General features: G+C 49.7%; 17 protein-coding genes. 7 read left to right on the top strand and 10 right to left on the bottom strand.

The window, feature by feature from the left end:
• The first annotated feature begins 281 nt into the window (after positions 1-281).
• From BWI93_RS15760 to BWI93_RS15735, 6 genes are all read left to right on the top strand, one after another.
• The gene (locus BWI93_RS15760) at positions 282-1,964 is read left to right on the top strand and encodes an amidase (protein ID WP_094812963.1); all 1,683 of its coding nucleotides are present in this window, start codon (positions 282-284) and stop codon (positions 1,962-1,964) included.
• Entirely contained in the window at positions 1,957-2,580 is a 624-nt protein-coding gene (locus BWI93_RS15755) for a hypothetical protein (protein WP_094812961.1), read from the top strand. Before BWI93_RS15760 ends, BWI93_RS15755 begins: the two co-directional genes overlap by 8 nt.
• Entirely contained in the window at positions 2,546-3,250 is a 705-nt protein-coding gene (locus BWI93_RS15750) for a YjjG family noncanonical pyrimidine nucleotidase (RefSeq protein ID WP_094812959.1), read from the top strand. Before BWI93_RS15755 ends, BWI93_RS15750 begins: the two co-directional genes overlap by 35 nt.
• A 43-nt stretch (positions 3,251-3,293) precedes the next feature.
• Positions 3,294-3,992: an NUDIX domain-containing protein gene (locus BWI93_RS15745; protein WP_094812965.1), complete on the top strand. Its 699-nt coding sequence runs from the start codon at positions 3,294-3,296 to the stop codon at positions 3,990-3,992.
• A gap of 92 nt (positions 3,993-4,084) precedes the next feature.
• Positions 4,085-4,912: a ribose-phosphate diphosphokinase gene (gene prs / locus BWI93_RS15740; RefSeq protein ID WP_094812957.1), complete on the top strand. Its 828-nt coding sequence runs from the start codon at positions 4,085-4,087 to the stop codon at positions 4,910-4,912.
• 11 nt (positions 4,913-4,923) lie between these two features.
• Positions 4,924-6,411 (top strand): nicotinate phosphoribosyltransferase, encoded by a 1,488-nt coding sequence (locus BWI93_RS15735; RefSeq protein WP_094812955.1) that lies wholly within the window; start codon positions 4,924-4,926, stop codon positions 6,409-6,411.
• Here the strand turns inward: BWI93_RS15735 and BWI93_RS15730 are convergent.
• From BWI93_RS15730 to bshA, 8 genes are all read right to left on the bottom strand, one after another.
• Positions 6,408-6,755, bottom strand: coding sequence for a hypothetical protein (locus BWI93_RS15730; RefSeq protein ID WP_094812953.1), 348 nt, complete (start codon positions 6,753-6,755; stop codon positions 6,408-6,410). The two genes, BWI93_RS15735 and BWI93_RS15730, sit on opposite strands and share 4 nt — an antisense overlap.
• Positions 6,752-7,435 carry a DUF433 domain-containing protein gene (locus BWI93_RS15725; RefSeq protein WP_094812951.1) on the bottom strand — a complete coding sequence of 228 codons (684 nt, stop codon included), beginning with the start codon at positions 7,433-7,435 and terminating at the stop codon, positions 6,752-6,754. The genes BWI93_RS15730 and BWI93_RS15725 overlap by 4 nt, the downstream gene beginning before the upstream one ends.
• 34 nt (positions 7,436-7,469) lie before the next feature.
• A complete protein-coding gene (locus BWI93_RS15720; RefSeq protein WP_094812949.1) occupies positions 7,470-8,627 on the bottom strand; it encodes an AIR synthase related protein in 1,158 nt (385 codons plus the stop codon).
• A 96-nt stretch (positions 8,628-8,723) separates the two neighbouring features.
• Positions 8,724-9,458, bottom strand: a complete 735-nt coding sequence (lptB, locus tag BWI93_RS15715) for an LPS export ABC transporter ATP-binding protein (protein ID WP_094812947.1) — start codon at positions 9,456-9,458, stop codon at positions 8,724-8,726.
• 32 nt (positions 9,459-9,490) lie between these two features.
• The gene (gene recJ, locus BWI93_RS15710) at positions 9,491-11,203 is read right to left on the bottom strand and encodes a single-stranded-DNA-specific exonuclease RecJ (RefSeq protein WP_094812945.1); all 1,713 of its coding nucleotides are present in this window, start codon (positions 11,201-11,203) and stop codon (positions 9,491-9,493) included.
• 136 nt (positions 11,204-11,339) lie between these two features.
• Positions 11,340-11,996 (bottom strand): sterol desaturase family protein, encoded by a 657-nt coding sequence (locus BWI93_RS15705; protein WP_094812943.1) that lies wholly within the window; start codon positions 11,994-11,996, stop codon positions 11,340-11,342.
• Between the two features lie 91 nt (positions 11,997-12,087).
• Positions 12,088-13,422 carry an NAD(P)/FAD-dependent oxidoreductase gene (locus tag BWI93_RS15700; RefSeq protein WP_094812941.1) on the bottom strand — a complete coding sequence of 445 codons (1,335 nt, stop codon included), beginning with the start codon at positions 13,420-13,422 and terminating at the stop codon, positions 12,088-12,090.
• Between the two features lie 48 nt (positions 13,423-13,470).
• Entirely contained in the window at positions 13,471-14,622 is a 1,152-nt protein-coding gene (bshA, locus tag BWI93_RS15695; protein WP_094812939.1) for an N-acetyl-alpha-D-glucosaminyl L-malate synthase BshA, read from the bottom strand.
• A gap of 173 nt (positions 14,623-14,795) precedes the next feature.
• On the opposite strand from bshA, the gene BWI93_RS15690 reads away from it, so the two are divergent.
• Positions 14,796-15,671 carry a geranylgeranylglycerol-phosphate geranylgeranyltransferase gene (locus BWI93_RS15690; RefSeq protein WP_094812937.1) on the top strand — a complete coding sequence of 292 codons (876 nt, stop codon included), beginning with the start codon at positions 14,796-14,798 and terminating at the stop codon, positions 15,669-15,671.
• Between the two features lies 1 nt (position 15,672).
• Here BWI93_RS15690 and BWI93_RS15685 read toward each other — a convergent pair whose 3' ends face one another.
• Entirely contained in the window at positions 15,673-16,569 is an 897-nt protein-coding gene (locus BWI93_RS15685; RefSeq protein WP_094812935.1) for an LD-carboxypeptidase, read from the bottom strand.
• A 10-nt stretch (positions 16,570-16,579) separates the two neighbouring features.
• The gene (locus BWI93_RS15680; protein WP_094812932.1) at positions 16,580-17,368 is read right to left on the bottom strand and encodes an SDR family oxidoreductase; all 789 of its coding nucleotides are present in this window, start codon (positions 17,366-17,368) and stop codon (positions 16,580-16,582) included.
• Between the last annotated feature and the right edge of the window lie 185 nt (positions 17,369-17,553).

Here is a 17,553-nt window from a genome sequence, read left to right as displayed (position 1 = left end):
TCCAGCCTGGAAGGCTTACGGGCTACTAGCCAGCCATACTTGCCGGACCAGACCCGGTCTAGGTTAATCACGAATTTTCAATATATCTGAAAGAAGAAATCTCTCTAGGCGAAGATTGCTGGCTATAAAATAGACATCGGCTAGTAACGCGACTGTATTGCTGGGACGAAATGGCGTCTACTCCAAGCGATAAAACAAACCATCGTTTGACAAAGCCTCTCCCATTACTACAACCAACTTCAACCTTTATTCACTAATTTAACAGGTCAACGATTTTTCCCATGCAAAAAAAGAGAACCCTTTTGTCCCTGTGCCTGCTCAGCATGGGCTTCGGAGCTTTTGTCATGAAAGCCGTCGATGATCGGGCTATTACCGTCTCCGTCGTCAAAGAAGCCGAAAAGCTACTGGGTCTGGAATTTACCGCCGCCGAAGCCGACTCCATGCGAGGCGAGTTACTCAGCAAGCGGCAGAGTTACGAACGTATGCGGAAAGTCGAACTAAGCAATGACGTCGTTCCCGCCTTGTACTTCAATCCCTTACCCCCAAATTTTGTTTTCGAAACACAGACGTTACCCTTTAAAGTCGCTCCCGCTGGCAAGATAAAAGTACCGGATAATCGTGACGAGCTGGCCTGGTATTCCGTACGTGAACTGGCTGAATTACTCCGAACCCGGCAGCTCACGTCCGTTGAACTGACCCGCTTTTTTCTGGAACGTTTGAAAAAATACGACGTACACCTACACTGTGTCGTTACCCTGACCGAGATCCTGGCCCTGCAACAGGCGGCTCAGGCCGACGCCGAAATCAAGGCGGGCAAATACCGGGGCCTATTGCACGGCATTCCCTACGGAGCAAAAGACCTGCTGGCTCAAAGAGGCTATCCAACCACCTGGGGTTCGGCCGCTTATAAAGATCAACAGTTCGCCTATACTGCCACGGTCATCGAACGACTCGAAAAAGCCGGAGCCGTACTCTGTGCCAAACTCACGCTGGGCGAGCTGGCGATGGGTGACGTCTGGTTTGGGGGTAAAACCCGGAATCCCTGGAATCTCAACCGGGGTTCCAGTGGCTCCTCGGCGGGTTCGGCCTCGGCCGTAGCGGCGGGCTTACTGCCTTTTGCCATCGGTTCGGAAACCCTGGGCTCCATTGTTTCCCCGTCAAGCGAATGCGGTACGACGGGATTACGACCCAGCTTCGGTCGCGTGCCCCGCACGGGAGCCATGACGCTCAGCTGGAGCATGGACAAACTCGGTCCGCTGGCCCGTACCGTGGAAGACTGTGCCATCGTTTTCAACGCCATCCAGGGTCCCGACCAGAACGATTATACGATCATGAAGGCTCCGTTTAATTACGACGGCACCCAAACGTCCCTGAAAGGCTTGAAAATTGGGTATCTCCCCACGGCCTTTGATCGTAACTATCCTACTAAAACGCAGGATTCGCTAACCCTGGCTACCTTGCGATCCCTGGGAGCCGAACTTGTACCGATGCAGTTGCCTGAGTATCCCGTCGGTGATATGGCTCTGTTATTAACGGTAGAGGGAGCCTCCGCCTTTGACGATTTGACCACCAGCAACCGCGACGATCTGCTGGTTCAGCAACACGAAAACGCCTGGCCCAATTATTTCAGAGCCAGTCGCTTCGTACCGGCTGTGGAATACCTGCGGGCAAACCGATTACGGACGAAACTCATTGCGGCTATGCAGGAGAAAATTAAAGGACTGGACGTGTATGTAACGCCTGCCTTTGGCAATCCTAACCTGACGCTGACGAACCTGACGGGCCACCCCTGCGTGGTGTTGCCAAATGGTTTCCGAAGCGAGCAGGGCGTGCAGCGACCAACCAGTATTACGTTTATGGGATCCTTATTCGGGGAAGCCAAGCTGCTTCAGGTAGCCAAAGCCTATCAACAGGCGACGAACTGGCATCGGCAACACCCCAAGCTTTCGTACAATCATGATTAAATACCGTCTCTATCCCACCCTGATGCAGCTGTTTTCGTGGTACCATCACGAACTCCGAAACGCGGATGGAGAACTATACGTAACGGAGCGGCACCTGCTGGATCGGATCAACCGGGTTCCGCAACCCACCACGCCCGCCCAGCAGCGGGGCATTAGTTTTGAAACCGCTTTGACTACCGGGCGGGGAGAAGAGCAATTTCCGGCTCCCATCATCGAAGCCATGCGAAAACAGCTTCCCATGCGGTACAAAACCCAGTTTTTCGTGCGTACGGCGATTAAGAATGTGGAGTTTTATGGACTGATTGACATTGTGGGCGGCGACCGGGCGATTGATATTAAAACGACCTCCCGGTACGAGCCTCCCAAGTTCGCCCATCACTTTCAGACCCTGTATTTGCTGGGTTTGAAAAGCTGGAATATTAAACAACTGGATTACCTGATTACGGATTTCAAGGAAGTGTATACCGAAAGTTATCATTACGACACCTATGACTTCCAGCCTTTACTCGACGAGCTGGAGTTGTTCACGGATTTTTTAGAGACGCACCGTCCGCAGATTACGGACAAGAAGATATTTAACAATGCCCAAAACGGTTTACAAACATCTCTTTTTTGACCTGGACCATACCCTCTGGGATTTTGAACGCAACACCAACGAAACGCTCGTAGAGCTTTTTGAAACTTTTGATTTACGGAAAATCGGCGTAAAAAGTGCGGAGGATTTGCAGCAAACGTTTCACCGGGTTAACGCCGAACTCTGGGAACTGCACGATACCCGTCAGATCTCGCAGGAAGAACTTCGTAGCCGTCGTTTCCGGCAGGTACTGCAAGTACTCGGCTGCCCCGAAGACAGCTCCTGTGATGAATGGACGGACTGGTATCTGGCGAATTGCCCGTACAAACCGCATTTACTGCCCGGAGCCCTGGAATTGCTGGAGTATCTGGCCCCCCGCTACGAAATGCACATCATTACCAACGGTTTTGGCGACGTGCAATACATCAAAATGGATAGCAGCGGGCTAACGGGTTATTTTAAGGAAGTCATCACCAGCAAGCGGGCCGGAGCGAAGAAACCCGAACCCGAAATGTTCCAGTATGCCATGACGGCGGCGGGCTGTACGGCCTGCGAATCGTTGATGATTGGTGATAATCCCGAAGCCGACGTAGCCGGAGCCCTAGGTGTAGGTATGCACGCCGCCTATTTCCGGCCCCGGCAGTCGCTGTACCCCGAGCGGGAAGCGACCTACCAGCTGAGTTCGTTGCTGGAATTGAAACGGTGGCTGTGATTAAACCCACATACGCTTACTTTTGTGGACTACTCTAATGCGTATGTCCGAAGCTTTTCAGTATCCCGAACAGGGAATTCGTTTGACGGTAGATGCCGTGGTGTTTGGTTACCGATCGGATCAGTTACAGGTCCTGCTGATTCGTCGCAAGTATGCCCCTTTTGAAGGGCAGTGGGCCTTACCGGGCGGTTTCGTTGCGGAACCGGAAAGTCTGGAACAGGCCGTTGAACGCGAACTTTCGGAGGAAACGGGACTGAAAATCAACTACCTCGAACAACTCTTCAGCTTCGGCGAACCCCGCCGGGACCCCCGGTTTCGGGTGGTTTCGATTGCGTATATGGCCATTATTCGTTCGGACAACATGCCGCTCCAAGCTTCGACGGATGCCACGGATGCCCAGTGGTTCGATACGCAGGAACTACCCCCACTGGCCTTCGATCACGCTCAGATTCTGGAGAAAGCCATCACCCGCCTCCGCTCCAAATTGCGGTATCAGCCCATTGGCTTCGACCTGCTGCCGGAAAAGTTTCTGTTCAGTGATCTGGAACGGCTCTACAGTACCATCCTCAATCAACCGCTGGATCGGCGGAATTTTCGCAAAAAGATGCTCAGCTTTGGTATCCTTGAAGAGTTGTCCACCAAAGTCTCCGACGGCCGGGGCCGCCCCGCTTCGCTGTATCGCTTCGATCTGGACCGCTATCAGGCCTTGCAACACGAAAATTTCTACTTCGAAATTCCCTGATTTCTATTTTGCGTAACTTTTACACAAATTTTTCCTGATTTGCTTGCAGAATTGATCTGACCCCTACATATTTGCGTAAAATATACGCAAATATGAAAGTCATCAATCTCGAACCCACCTTTCAGCCCTACGGCCCTGGTTTGGCTTATGAGGCGTTTACGTTCAACGGCGGCGAGCCGCACATTCGCATTCAGGAACCCGTCGCCGGAGCCGACGTTCAGGTGACTACCCGCATCCAGTCGTTCCAGGATATGGGCCTTTTACTGGTAGCCGTTGATGCGTTGCGACGGGCAGGCGTACAAAACCTGTATTTGTTTCTTCCTTATTTTCCCGGTGCCCGTCAGGATCGTTGTACGCAGGTTGGGGAAGCCCTTACGGTGAAGATCTATGCTGATCTAATCAATGCTCTACAATTCAAAGAAGTACAGATTTTCGATCCGCATTCCGACGTAACACCTGCGTTGCTGCAAAACGTAAAAGTCATTTCCAATCAGACGTTTGCTCAAATCTGCATCGCCTCCCTTTCAGACTACCTACTCATTTCGCCGGACGCCGGAGCTTTGAAAAAGACCGTAGCCCTGGCCCAACGTCTCGGCGTTGATTACGTGGAATGCAGCAAAAAACGCAATACCCTTACGGGTCAGCTCAGTGATGTTCGGGTATACGCGGACGATTTGCAAGGACAGACCTGCGTCGTAGTCGATGACATTTGCGACGGCGGTGCTACGTTCCTGCAACTGGCTCAGGCCCTACGCCAGCACGGAGCGGGTTCACTGGTTCTAATCGTTAGCCACGGAATCTTTAGCCGAGGCTTCACCGCGTTAGCCACCTACTACGATCAGATCTTCAGTACCGATTCCTTCCAGACGCTTTCCAGCGACGCCCTGACCCAAATTCATCTTTCACCCGCTCTTTTCTAACGCCTTTCGCTATGAATCCCATCCATCTTTCCGACGGTTACAAAGTCGATCACCGCAACCAATACCCAACGGGTACTGAATTGGTATACAGTAATTTCACGCCCCGTAAAAGTCGTATCGAAGGCGTCGATCACGTGGTTTTCTTTGGCTTGCAATACTTCATTAAAAAGTATTTGCTGGAAGAATTTGAAGAGCAGTTTTTCAAAAAACCGAAAACTGAAGTTGTAAAAAAATACCAGCGACGGATTGAAAACTACCTCGGCAAAGGTGCCATCACGTACGATCACGTCGAAGCCCTGCACGAGTTGGGCTACCTGCCGCTGGAAATTCGGGCCTTACCCGAAGGGACGCTGACGCCCTTCCGCGTGCCGATGTTTACAATTCAGAATACACAACCGGAATTTTTCTGGCTGACCAATTTTCTGGAAACGCTGCTTTCCTGCATTCTCTGGCTACCCTGCACCAGTGCCACCACGGCATTTCACTACCGGAATCTGCTGGATCAGTACGCCGAAAAAACGGGCGGTGATGCCGCTTTCGTCCCCTGGCAGGGACACGACTTCAGCTTTCGCGGGATGGCCGGACTCGAAGCTGCCGAGCTGAGTGGAGCCGCTCACCTGCTGAGTTTTACGGGTACCGATACCATTCCGGCCATCGACTTCCTGGAAACCTATTACGGGGCCAACGTCGATACGGAACTGGTCGGCGGTAGTGTTCCCGCTACCGAACACAGCGTCATGTGCATGGGTACGCAAAGCGGTGAGATTGATACCTTCCGTCGTTTGATCCACGAAATTTATCCACGCGGCGTGGTCAGTATTGTCAGCGATACCTGGGATTTCTGGCAGGTGATTACGGAATTCATGCCACAGTTGAAGGACGCTATTCTGAGTCGGGAAGGCAAAGTGGTGATTCGTCCCGACAGCGGCGATCCGGTTTTGATTCTGTGTGGAGATCCGGCAGCTCCTGTGGGAACGCCCGCCTACAAAGGAGCCGTAGAGTGTTTGTGGGAAACGTTTGGCGGTACGATTACCGCCACGGGTTACCGCCTACTCGACGCTCACATTGGGTTGATTTATGGAGACAGCATTACGCTGGAACGTTGCCGAACCATCTGTCAGCGGTTGGCGGATAAAGGTTTTGCCAGTACGAATGTAGTTTTCGGCATTGGGAGTTATACCTATCAGTACGTCACCCGCGACACCTTTGGTTTTGCCATGAAGGCGACCTATGGTGTAGTCAATGGCGAAGGACGGGCCATTTTCAAAGATCCGAAGACCGATGACGGTACCAAACGTAGTGCCAAAGGGCTCATGAAAGTGGAAGGAGAAAACGGCTGGGTAAGCGGTTTGAGTGACGAGGTAAGCCCGGAAGAGGCCACCCGTGGCCTGTTGCAAACCGTATTTAAAGATGGAAAACTCCTGGTAGAACACCGTCTGGCCGACATCCGTACCCGATTACAGCAGCAACGGAAATTCCTTTTGCAGGCCAGTAACTAAAGCAAACTCCGCAAACGACTGGCGTTCAGATCACAGCGATAAGCCGAAACTTCCGGGTGCTTGTCACACTTTTTGAGCACCTCGGCCCATTTCTTCCGGCGGGTTTCGCTTTCGTTCAAGTACCAGACCCCTTCGGCGGGCATGGTTACGAAAACCATCCGCAGGCCCAGCCGTTCGTAGACGGCCCGCTGGGACGGCGTTCGGTGTACGTTGAATTCCGGTAAAAGCAACAATCCATCCGCCTGACGAATGGTTTCCTCGCTCGTAATCGGACGTACGCTGAATTCATTTAGGAACGCTTCGGGAAAAAAGGGCACTAAATTTTCGTCAATATATACGTTCATTGGACCGGGCGATTAACAAAAAACAACGCTTCTTCCACCTGTGTCTCCGTCAATCCGTACAGTTGAGCAATTGTGGCGGTATCCTCGCCGCCCAGATGGAGTCGATGCAGGGTTTCGGCCAGAATATTCGTACCCTGGATGGTAGGCTGTCCGAGTTGCCGTTGCGGATCAATCACTACCGAACGGTCTTTACCGAGGGGCCAGAATTTCGACGCCAGTTTGTCGGCATCGAATTCAATCTTCCGGCAAAAGCCTTCCATGACTTCCTTGATCTCGTACTGAAGCCGGGCATCCGCCGTAATCAGGATTTCATTACCAATTTCGACGAATAACGTCTTGCTATCGGTTAATAAAAACGAGGAAGCAAAGGGGAAAGGCGTCTGTAACAGGCGTGAACTAACTTCGTGAGCCTGCAGGATCTTAGGCGTGGAGATGCCCAGTTCCCGCAGTTTGAAGAAGACGTAAAACTCGATGAGCGTCTGAAAATTCACCACCCGCTCCCGGCCTTTCCCCCAGGAATAGGATATTTTGGTCGTTGCCGAAAGTCGTCCGTTCCAGAATTCATCCAGCCAGCGGCGTACCCGCGTGAGGGGAAGTCTCAAAATCTGAGCCACATCGGGCACCGTGTAGATACCCGTTCCCAACGCAGGTTCAATCGACTGGATTTCTTCTGGATTCATACGTCGTACGCACTTCGGGATTTACCGACTGAACTTAATACACAAACTCACCAAACTCGCTGCGTACGGTTACGCGTTTGCCTTCGAAGGCCTCCACGCGACCGATCACCTGAGCCTCAATTCCAAACGAATGGGCAATGTCAATCACTCGCTGGGCCTGACCCTCGGGCAGGTATACCTCCAGGCGGTGACCCATATTGAAGACTTTGTACATCTCCGACCAGGCCGTACCGCTTTCCTGCTGAATGAGCTTGAACAGCGGCGGAATCGGGAAGAGATTATCCTTAATGACGTGTAGATTGTCGATGAAATGCAGCACTTTCGTCTGGGCACCACCCGAGCAGTGCACCATTCCATTCGGACGGATTTCACTGAGCAGGGCTTTTACGAACGGAGCATACGTCCGTGTGGGTGACAGCACCAGTTGTCCTACATTCAGCGGCGTACCTTCCACGGGTTCAGTCAGTTTTTTCGAACCACTGTAAACCAAGTCAGATGGCACTTCCGGATCGAAGCTCTCGGGGTAGAGCGAGGCCAGATAATGGCCAAGTACATCATGACGGGCGGAAGTCAGTCCATTCGACCCCATTCCCCCATTGTACTGATCTTCGTAGGTTGCCTGTCCAAACGAAGCCAGACCTACCACGACATCGCCCGCCTGAATGTTATCATTCGAAATGACATCCGAACGTTTCATGCGGGCTACTACGGTACTGTTTACCGTTATTGTGCGTACCAGATCGCCTACATCCGCCGTTTCACCGCCCGTTGAGTAAATCTCGACGCCGTGTTCCCGCAACATCGCCAGCACTTCTTCCGTACCGTTAATGATCTGGGAAATGACCTCGCCGGGAATCCGGTTTTTATTCCGGTCAATCGAACTGGAAAGCAGAATAGGACCCGTACAGCCTACGCACAGCAGGTCGTCGGTATTCATGACAATGGAATCCTGAGCAATGCCTTTCCATACGGAAACATCGCCGGTTTCTTTCCAGTACAGATACGCCAGAGCGGTTTTGGTACCCGCTCCATCGGCGTGCATGACGGTACAATAGTCCGGGTCGCCCGCGAGCGTATCGGGAACGATCTTACAGAAAGCTTTAGGAAAAAGGCCTTTGTCGAGAGCCGCAATGGCCTGATGAACGTCTTCTTTGGAGGCTGAAACGCCCCGTTGTGCATAGCGATCTTGCATGCCGCAAAGGTAGGGCGATTTTACGAGTTTAGGGTTTTCCGTTTCGAGTTTTCTACGGATACCAGCCCAGGGAATATACGCTCTTCAAAGAGTTCTTTAAATCTTCCGTTTCAATTCAAAGTGTTTACCGAGATATACCCGCCGTACCACTGGGTCAGCGGCCAGCTCTTCGGGCGTACCTGAACGCAGGATTTTCCCTTCGAACAGCAGATAGGCCCGGTCGGTAATCGACAGGGTTTCGTCTACGTTGTGGTCGGTGATGAGAATACCGATGTTACGGTATTTAAGCTTGGCAACGATCCCCTGAATTTCTTCGACGGCAATTGGGTCCACCCCGGCAAAGGGTTCATCCAGCAGAATAAACTTGGGATCTACCGCTAAACTCCGGGCGATTTCCGTCCGACGACGTTCTCCCCCCGAAAGTACCTGCCCCTTGTTTTTGCGAACGTGGGTTAAGCTCAGCTCTTCCAGTAGCGATTCCATTTTCTCCTTGCGTTCGACCTTGTTGAGGTTACCGCGTAGTTCGAGTACCGCCAGCAGGTTTTCCTCCACCGTCAGACTTCGAAATACGGAAGCTTCCTGAGCCAGATAACCAACGCCCAGACGGGCCCGCTTGTACATCGGCAGATTCGTTACGTCCAGATTGTCGAGGTATACTTTTCCGCTGTTGGGCTTCACCAGGCCCGTAGCCATGTAGAAAGAGGTCGTCTTTCCGGCTCCGTTGGGTCCGAGTAGTCCTACAATTTCCCCCTGAGCCACCTGGTAACTCACGTTGTCATTCACCAGCCGCTGTCCGTATTTTTTTACCAGGTTTTCCGTGCGAAGAATCATGTCGATAGTGGAAAAGTATAAGGCTTTACTAGCTAAAATTTGATGTCTTTAATTTGTAACTGAAGGCTTCGTTTTCCCTGGAACTCGTTGATCTCAATCTGATAACAGAGATCAAAGGGACGCCCGTCGAGCAATCGTTCGTAAAAGTGTGCCATGCCAAATCCGATACACGAGAAAATAGCCGAGCCTTGCTGGCGAATGTCCATTTTCAGATGTTTTTCTTTCAGGATTCGTGGTGTTCCGTATAAATGTACCTGTTCGGCCACAAATACGGGTGTCATATTTTCCGGACCAAACGGTCCCATTTGACTAATAATGGCGTGAAATTTCTCCGAAATGGCGGATAAAGGTAATTTCATATCTACTTCCACCAGGGGCTTCAGATGTTCCACCTGAATTTTTCGGGATACCACCTCTTCAAATCGTTGCTGGAAGGCCGGTACGTTTTCCACTTTTAGCGTTAAGCCCGCCGCGTACATGTGTCCACCGAATTGTTCCAGTAAGTCCGAACAAGCTTCGATGGCTTCGTATACGTCAAAACCAGGAACCGAACGGGCCGAACCCGCCGCTTTTTCATTGGATTCGGTCAGAATGATCGTCGGTCGATAGTACTGCTCAATACAACGACTCGCGACAATTCCAACGACGCCTTTGTTCCAGTCATTTTTGAAAAGTACCGTCGATTTAGCGGATTTCAGTAATTGATCCCGCTCGATCATTTCCAGAGCCTCCTGGGTAATTCTGGTATCAAACTGGCGGCGGTCGGTATTATGCACGTTGATGATCCGGGCGAACTCTTCGGCTTCCTGTTCATCTTCACACAGCAATAGATTCACAGCGTCGTAGGCATGCTTGATGCGTCCGGCGGCATTGATTCGCGGACTAAGTCCAAACACCACATTGGTAATGTCCAGCGGTGGTTTGAGTGAAGCAGCTTTGATAAGAGCTTTAAGACCCGTGCGGGGAGCAGCATTCAGTCGTTTCAAGCCATAATGAGCCAGAATTCGGTTTTCACCCGTAATGGGCACGATATCGGCAGCAATACTGATCGCCAGTAAATCCAGGTACTCAAACAAGGGCTCAACGGGTAACTGATGGTATTGATTGTACGCCTGTAACAACTTAAAACCGACGCCACAACCCGTTAGCTCTTTGAACGGATACGGGCAATCTTCCCGCTTGGGATCCAGAACAGCGACGGCATCGGGTAGTACCTCACCGGGTCGGTGGTGGTCACAAATGATAAAATCAATACCCAGACTTTTAGCTTCCGCAATCAGCTCTACGGACTTGATCCCGCAGTCGAGTGTGACAATGAGCGAAAAGCCTTTTTCAGCGGCGTACCCGATACCCGGACGCTGAACGCCGTACCCTTCCTTGTAGCGATCCGGAATGTAAAATTCGAGGTTGGGATAAAATGTCTTGAGATAGCCGTAGAACAAAGCTACCGAAGTAGTACCGTCTACGTCATAATCGCCATAAATCAGAATTTTTTCCCCCTTGTCAATTGCCCGGCTCAAACGCTCGACGGCCCGATCCATATCCTTCATCAGATTCGGATCGTGCAACTGACTCAACTGCGGACGAAAGAACGACTTCGCCGTATCAAATTCGGTGATGTTTCGTTGCCAGAGCAGCGTTGCTAAAAACGAGTTCACATTGATTGCCTGAGCCAGGGAATCAATGGCTTGCTGCTCTTCCGTCGTTCCAGGAAGTTTCTGATATGTCCAACGCTTCTCAACCATACGTGCAAAATAACAAAGAAACCGGGCGGGGTCGGCACCATTTAGAAATTTTAAGCCACCTCAGGTACTGGTATATAACAAACGAGTCGCCCTTTTCAGAACGACTCGTTTGATTCACTCAAGTTCTACGTGCCGCTTACAGCGTTTCCATAGCCTTGCTGGTATCCTTACTCTGGCGTTTATCATCCATGGTATTAAATATATAATCCCAAAGTGGAGAAGATACGCCAAATACTACGTTGCCGTCCTTGTAATGATGGATTGCATGGTTAATCCACAAATGCTTTAAAAAGTTCTTCGGTGGTGCGTACGCGTGTACACAATAGTGCACGAGCAAATAACCGGCGTATCCCCAAATGAAGCCCGGGAAAAACGCATAGGCGGCTTCACCCATCAACAGGAAGAAAATAGCGAACAGCGTACCGGAAATGATTACGGCCAGAATTGGGGGCATCGCCAGACGGCTTTTATCTTTCGGGTATTCGTGGTGTACGCCGTGTGTAGTATACTGAAACTTGGCCCGAGCGGGTGTCGTCGGCTCAATATGGTATACGCTCCGGTGCATCCAGTACTCAACGAAAGTAAATGCCACTAAGCCTACAACGAACAAAACACCGATCAACCAGTTGGTTAAGTCCGTATGCGTGAATGCGTACCAGCCCAATACGGCTCCAAGAATAAAAAACAAAGAAACCGGAATCGCAATGTGGGTCCGGGAAAGAGCTTCTAGAATGGGATTATCGAAAAGCTGTTTGGTGCCGTTATTTTTCGGCTTGATTTTATGTGGTTCCATGGCTACACGTAAGGAGGAAAGTGTAGAGAAAGTATAACTAACGGGGGCAAAGGTACGGCTGAATGGCTTTTCTTGCTCCTTAAATTTTTAATTAGGATGGATTTACGTGCGTAGGTTCCGCTTCTTCGACTTCTGATTTGATGATGGGCTCTTTTGAACGGATGATTAAACGTAAGGACTGATCGTAGGTAATGTAGTTCCAGACCCAGTTAATGAAGATCATCAGACGGTTTTTCACCCCCACAATAGAGACCAGGTGAACAAACATCCAGGTAAGCCAGGCCAGAAATCCCTGAAACTTCAGGAAGGGTAAATCTACTACGGCCAGATTGCGACCCACCGTAGCCATCGAGCCAAGATCTTTGTATTTGAACGGTACCAGGTTTTCCTTCCGAATGATTCGTACTAGGTTTTTAGCTAACAATTTTCCTTGCTGAATGGCCGGCTGAGCTAGCTGTGGGTGACCGTCCGGAAATTTTTCGTCACCCATTACCGCCGCAATGTCACCAATGGCAAATACGTTGGGCAGACTTTCAACCTGACAGTAGGCATTGGTTTTGATCCGGCCCCCGCGACCCATGACTTCCGACGGAATCCCTTCAAACGTAGTGGCTTTAACGCCCGCCGTCCAAACCAGGTTATCCGTGCGAAGTTTCGTACCATCGAGCAGATACACGTATTTCCCGTCAAAATCCGTTACCCGGGCGTTCAGCATGACATTGATCCCCAGTTTTTTCAGATATTGTTCCGACTTAATCTGCGACTCTCGGGACATGGGCTCCAGCAGTTCTCCTCCGGATTGCACCAGATAGATCTGCATTTGCCGGAAATCCAGCTCCGGGTAATCTTTAGGCAGAATGTGTACTTTCATTTCAGCCAACGTGCCGGACAACTCGACACCCGTTGGCCCACCCCCTACCACGACGACGTTCATTAGCCCCTGCCGCTCGTCCAGATCATCGGAAATCAAAGCCCGTTCGAAATTTTCCAGCATTCGGTTCCGTAAAGCCAGGGCTTCACCAACGGACTTCATAGGTAAGGCCCGCTCGATGATATTCTTCATCCCGAAAAAGTTGGTTTCCGCACCCGCCGCAATAATCAGGTAATCGTACGAAATCGCCCCCATCGTGCTGGTTTCTACTTCCTGCCGTTCAGTATCGATGCTTGTTACACTGGTCACCCGAATGTGCATATTCGAGCGATTTTGAAAAGCTTTCCGTAAGGGAAATGAAATCGAACTGGGTTCCAGCCCCGCCATCGCTACCTGATAAAACAGCGGCTGAAACTGGTGAAAGTTATTGCGATCCAGTAATACGGTCTGAATTTCCGGGTACGTGGCCAGTTTTCGGGCTACGGCGAGTCCGCCGAAACCAGCTCCAATAATCACGACCCGCTTTTGAGATGTCTTGGGAATACCTGAATACATATGGTAATCGGTTGAGAAGAACGCTACAGCGTACAGGCCCGCCTCTCTCTACTCTGCTACCTGATACCCTGCTATGGTGCTTTGTTTCAATACCTTTTCGTAGAAAAATTCGTACCTCGGTAAAATACGGTTAATGTCAAATTCTTTCGCCCGAGCCAGGGCATGAGCCCTAAAAACAGGCAATTGATCATCCTGAAGGATAATCGCCGCTTTTTCGGCCATATCGGCGAAATCGCCAATGGCTGAGATAAAACCGGTTTTGCCCTGAATATTTACTTCGGGAATACCTCCGGCGTCGGAGGAAATAATCGGTACTTCACAAGCCATGGCTTCCAGAGCGGCCAGTCCAAAACTTTCTTTTTCGGAAGGCATCACGAACAAATCGGCAATGGAAAGTACTTCTTCGATGGCATCGAGCTTACCCAGGAAGCGGACGTCCGAGCTAATGCCTAATTCACGGGCCAACTTTTCCAAACCAGCCCGTTCGGGTCCGTCACCAATCAACAGAAGTTTCACGCAGGCTTTTTCCCGTAACAGGGCAAACATGCGTAAGATGTCGTCAATCCGTTTAACTTTCCTGAAATTGGAAATATGAACCAGAATCTTTTCGCCATTGGGGGCAATGGCCGTTTTGAAGTGGTCCTTTTTCTGTTTGCGGAAACGCTCTAAATCAATAAAATTTGGAATCACTTCGATTTCCCGCTCAATAGGAAACTGGTCGTAGGTATCTTTCCGTAAACTTTCCGAAACCGTAGTTACGCCATCCGAAGCATTAATGCTAAACGTGACGACGGGCTCGAAGGATGGATCTTTTCCGACTAAAGTAATGTCTGTTCCATGCAGTGTAGTAATAACGGGAATATGGATGCCCTGCGTGCGTAAAATCTGCTTGGCCATGTAAGCTGCAGAGGCATGCGGAATGGCATAATGAACGTGCAGTAAGTCGAGCTGGTGATTTTTTACTACTTCCACCATCTTACTCGAAAGAGCTAATTCATACGGTGGATGCTGAAACAGCGGGTAAGAAGGAATAAAAACCTCGTGGTAGAAGACATTTTCATTAAAGAAGTCCAGACGGGGAGGTTGACTGTACGTAATAAAATGAACACGATGTCCATTTTTGGCGAGTGCTTTCCCAAGCTCGGTAGCTACTACGCCACTTCCGCCGAAGGTTGGGTAGCACACAATGCCGATATTCATAGTGATAAGTAAGTTAGTCGGGTGTACAACAGAATGAATTCCGGGTTGGTTTCGCAAGGAAGCTACAAGTCCTGTATTAATTTTGGATGACCTGTTCGTTCAAGACTACGTTTTCATTCGCTGTTCTTAGCCTAGCACGGGTACTCGTTCTGATTTTTCAAAGCCATCGCTTTATGCGTCATAAACCCAAACCTACTAGTAGTCAGATTACAAACGGCTTTCTTCGATTGATTCGGTGGCCTAATTTACTCATTCTGGCGGCTACGCAATATTTGGTATATACTTGTCTTATTTTTCCGGAGCATTCCTGGACGGCGGGCTTCCACGATGCTCCTCTCTTCTGGCTGATTTTTTCAACCACCTGTATTGCCGCTGCGGGTTACATCATCAATGACTACTACGACATTAAGATTGACCTGATCAACAAACCAGATAAGGTCATTATTGGTCGCTATCTGAAACGCCGCTGGGCGATGGGCATCAACCTCGGACTGAATTTTATGGGCATTGCTGCGGGATGGCTGGTAGATAAAAAGATTTTTCTCATCAACGCGTGTGCTTTCTTTTTTCTCTGGCTGTATTCCAATCACTTAAAACGCCTACCGTTTTGGGGTAATTTGATGGTTGCTTTTTTAACGGCCCTCTCCCTGATTGTACTAGCGGTTCATTACCAGATTCACGAACGGGAGGTGTACATTTACGCCCTGTTCGCGTTTACCATATCCTTGATTCGGGAAATCATCAAGGATATGGAAGACGTTCGGGGCGATGCGTCATTCGGTTGTCAAACCTTACCCATTCGCTGGGGACTCGTACGAACCAAGTATTTTCTGGAAATACTTATTGCGGTTTTCCTGGTGATTCTCTTCGTTATGACGCGGCCCCTGCACGCTCCTACGCTCATGTATATTTTTATGGTGATTTCTGTACCGATCCTGTTCATGGCTTACCGACTTTTCTACGCGGATACCAAGCAGGACTTTGCCTTTTTGAGCAGTTGGTGCAAGTATATCATGATGGCCGGCGTACTCACCATGCTCTTGGTATGAGTTAGGAAAAGGCTAATGTCGTGCCCTGAGCAGTAACGGTCAATTCAGCGGTTCTACCCAGCGGTAGGGCTACATTAACGGCCTCATGACCTACGGGAAAGTCAAAGGCAATTGGGAAATCATACGCATCCGTCCAGTACCGAACGATTTCGTAAATGGAGCTACCAAAATCTTCGGGCTGGTCTTTCAGATCCGAAAAACTACCTACTAGTAATCCAGCCAAGTTTCCTAGCTTTCCAGCCCGATGTAAGTGTACCAGATAGCGATCCAGAGCATAATGATATTCATCCGTATCTTCCAGAAAAAGGATACAGCCTTCGGTATTAATTTCCGAGCGAGTACCCATCAGATGAGACAGCAGGCATAAATTTCCACCAATTAAAGGAGCCTGTACCTTGCCTAAACGATTATAAGTTTGTGGAGGATTCTGATACTGTACCGATTCGCCAAAGAGTACCTTTCGCAGCGATTGTAGTGAAAGTTCATCCCAGGCAAAGGTCTTCGGCATCGGTCCATGAATACTTTCGTATCCTAAAGCGTAAACATCACAGAGTACAGCGGTAATATCCGAAAAGCCAACGATCCATTTCGGCGATTTTCCAAAAGCCTCATAGTTAATCTGATCCAGGAAACGAGTCGTTCCATACCCCCCACGGGCAGAGAAAATAGCTTTTACGGAAGCATCATCCAGAAACTGTTGGAAGTCTTCACAGCGTCTGGTATCAGGGCCTGCAAAGCCATGGAAACTTTCATTCAAAGATTTACTCTCTACCACGTTCAGTCCCCAGCTTTCCAGAATTTCTCTGGCAGGAATCACGTATTGATCATAACCGATTTTACTGGCCAAAGCAGTAATGGCTACGGTATCACCGGCTTGTAGGGCATTGGGACGAATCATATTCAAATCATTACAGACAGTCTAGCCGACCGCCGTCTACGGGTAAGTTAATGCCGTTGATGTAAGCGGCAGCAGGGGTACAAAGGAAAGCTGCAGCAGCTCCGAATTCTTCGGGTTTCCCGATGCGTCGGAGCGGTACGTCCTGAGCCATTTCCTGCTTAACTTCTTCAGCGGTTTTGCCTTCTTTCTGAGCCCGACTTTCGGCTAGCGAAGTCAAACGACTGGTGTCGGTATAACCAGGCAAGACATTGTTAACCGTAATCCCCCAGGGACCTAATTCAGTAGCCAAGGTTTTAGACCAGCTAGCAACGGCTCCCCGAATGGTATTCGAAACGCCCAAACCCGCTAGCGGAGCTTTCACGGAAGTAGAAATCACATTGACGATACGCCCATACCCAGCTTCCTTCATACCAGGCACCAATAATTGAACCAATAGCTGATTACAAATAAGATGGCTGTTGAATCCCTGCAGAAAGGATTCTGGCTTAGCTTCCAAGATAAATCCTCCCGCTGGTCCGCCCGTATTATTGATTAAAATATGAATCGTGGCATGTTCAGCTAAAGCTGTATGTAGGGCTTCCTGAACCTGTTCTGGGTACGTAAAGTCAGCAACGAGATAGGAATGACGTTGGTCGTTCGTTTTCGCTAATAGGGAAAGCTTTTCCTGAAGAGTTTTTTCGTTACGAGCTAATAAGATGACGTTAGCTCCTAGTAAGGCCAATTCCTGAGCAGTGGCCCATCCGAGTCCCTGCGTACTACCGCAAACCAAAGCGGTTTTATTACGAAGATTTAAATCCATAGCAACTGAGTTTATTGCAAGTTTATGGATTTATAGGAAGAATAGAGAAGAAGATTATAAAACCTATACTCAACGTATTGATGCGATTAGCAACAACAAGACTAAGCGTACTATTGAAAAGGAATATGTATTCAATACAGCCATTGTTTAGTTACAGCTTTGGTGTGTAGGGTAGCTAGCAAAAA

The sequence above is a fragment of the Siphonobacter sp. BAB-5385 genome (assembly GCF_002261125.1).
Classification (GTDB): Bacteria; Bacteroidota; Bacteroidia; order Cytophagales; family Spirosomataceae; genus Siphonobacter.
Note: the sequence above shows the minus strand (reverse complement) of the source record. Positions and strands in the feature narration are given on the sequence as shown.

Excerpts from the sequence above, each read along its gene's own strand:
- BWI93_RS15760 (WP_094812963.1), top strand. The coding sequence starts at position 282 with ATGCAAAAAAAGAGAACCCTTTTGTCCCTGTGCCTGCTCAGCATGGGC.
- BWI93_RS15755 (WP_094812961.1), top strand. The coding sequence starts at position 1,957 with ATGATTAAATACCGTCTCTATCCCACCCTGATGCAGCTGTTTTCGTGG.
- BWI93_RS15750 (WP_094812959.1), top strand. The coding sequence starts at position 2,546 with ATGCCCAAAACGGTTTACAAACATCTCTTTTTTGACCTGGACCATACC.
- BWI93_RS15745 (WP_094812965.1), top strand. The coding sequence starts at position 3,294 with ATGTCCGAAGCTTTTCAGTATCCCGAACAGGGAATTCGTTTGACGGTA.
- prs (WP_094812957.1), top strand. The coding sequence starts at position 4,085 with ATGAAAGTCATCAATCTCGAACCCACCTTTCAGCCCTACGGCCCTGGT.
- BWI93_RS15735 (WP_094812955.1), top strand. The coding sequence starts at position 4,924 with ATGAATCCCATCCATCTTTCCGACGGTTACAAAGTCGATCACCGCAAC.
- BWI93_RS15730 (WP_094812953.1), bottom strand. The coding sequence starts at position 6,755 with ATGAACGTATATATTGACGAAAATTTAGTGCCCTTTTTTCCCGAAGCG.
- BWI93_RS15725 (WP_094812951.1), bottom strand. The coding sequence starts at position 7,435 with ATGAATCCAGAAGAAATCCAGTCGATTGAACCTGCGTTGGGAACGGGT.
- BWI93_RS15720 (WP_094812949.1), bottom strand. The coding sequence starts at position 8,627 with ATGCAAGATCGCTATGCACAACGGGGCGTTTCAGCCTCCAAAGAAGAC.
- lptB (WP_094812947.1), bottom strand. The coding sequence starts at position 9,458 with ATGATTCTTCGCACGGAAAACCTGGTAAAAAAATACGGACAGCGGCTG.
- recJ (WP_094812945.1), bottom strand. The coding sequence starts at position 11,203 with ATGGTTGAGAAGCGTTGGACATATCAGAAACTTCCTGGAACGACGGAA.
- BWI93_RS15705 (WP_094812943.1), bottom strand. The coding sequence starts at position 11,996 with ATGGAACCACATAAAATCAAGCCGAAAAATAACGGCACCAAACAGCTT.
- BWI93_RS15700 (WP_094812941.1), bottom strand. The coding sequence starts at position 13,422 with ATGTATTCAGGTATTCCCAAGACATCTCAAAAGCGGGTCGTGATTATT.
- bshA (WP_094812939.1), bottom strand. The coding sequence starts at position 14,622 with ATGAATATCGGCATTGTGTGCTACCCAACCTTCGGCGGAAGTGGCGTA.
- BWI93_RS15690 (WP_094812937.1), top strand. The coding sequence starts at position 14,796 with ATGCGTCATAAACCCAAACCTACTAGTAGTCAGATTACAAACGGCTTT.
- BWI93_RS15685 (WP_094812935.1), bottom strand. The coding sequence starts at position 16,569 with ATGATTCGTCCCAATGCCCTACAAGCCGGTGATACCGTAGCCATTACT.
- BWI93_RS15680 (WP_094812932.1), bottom strand. The coding sequence starts at position 17,368 with ATGGATTTAAATCTTCGTAATAAAACCGCTTTGGTTTGCGGTAGTACG.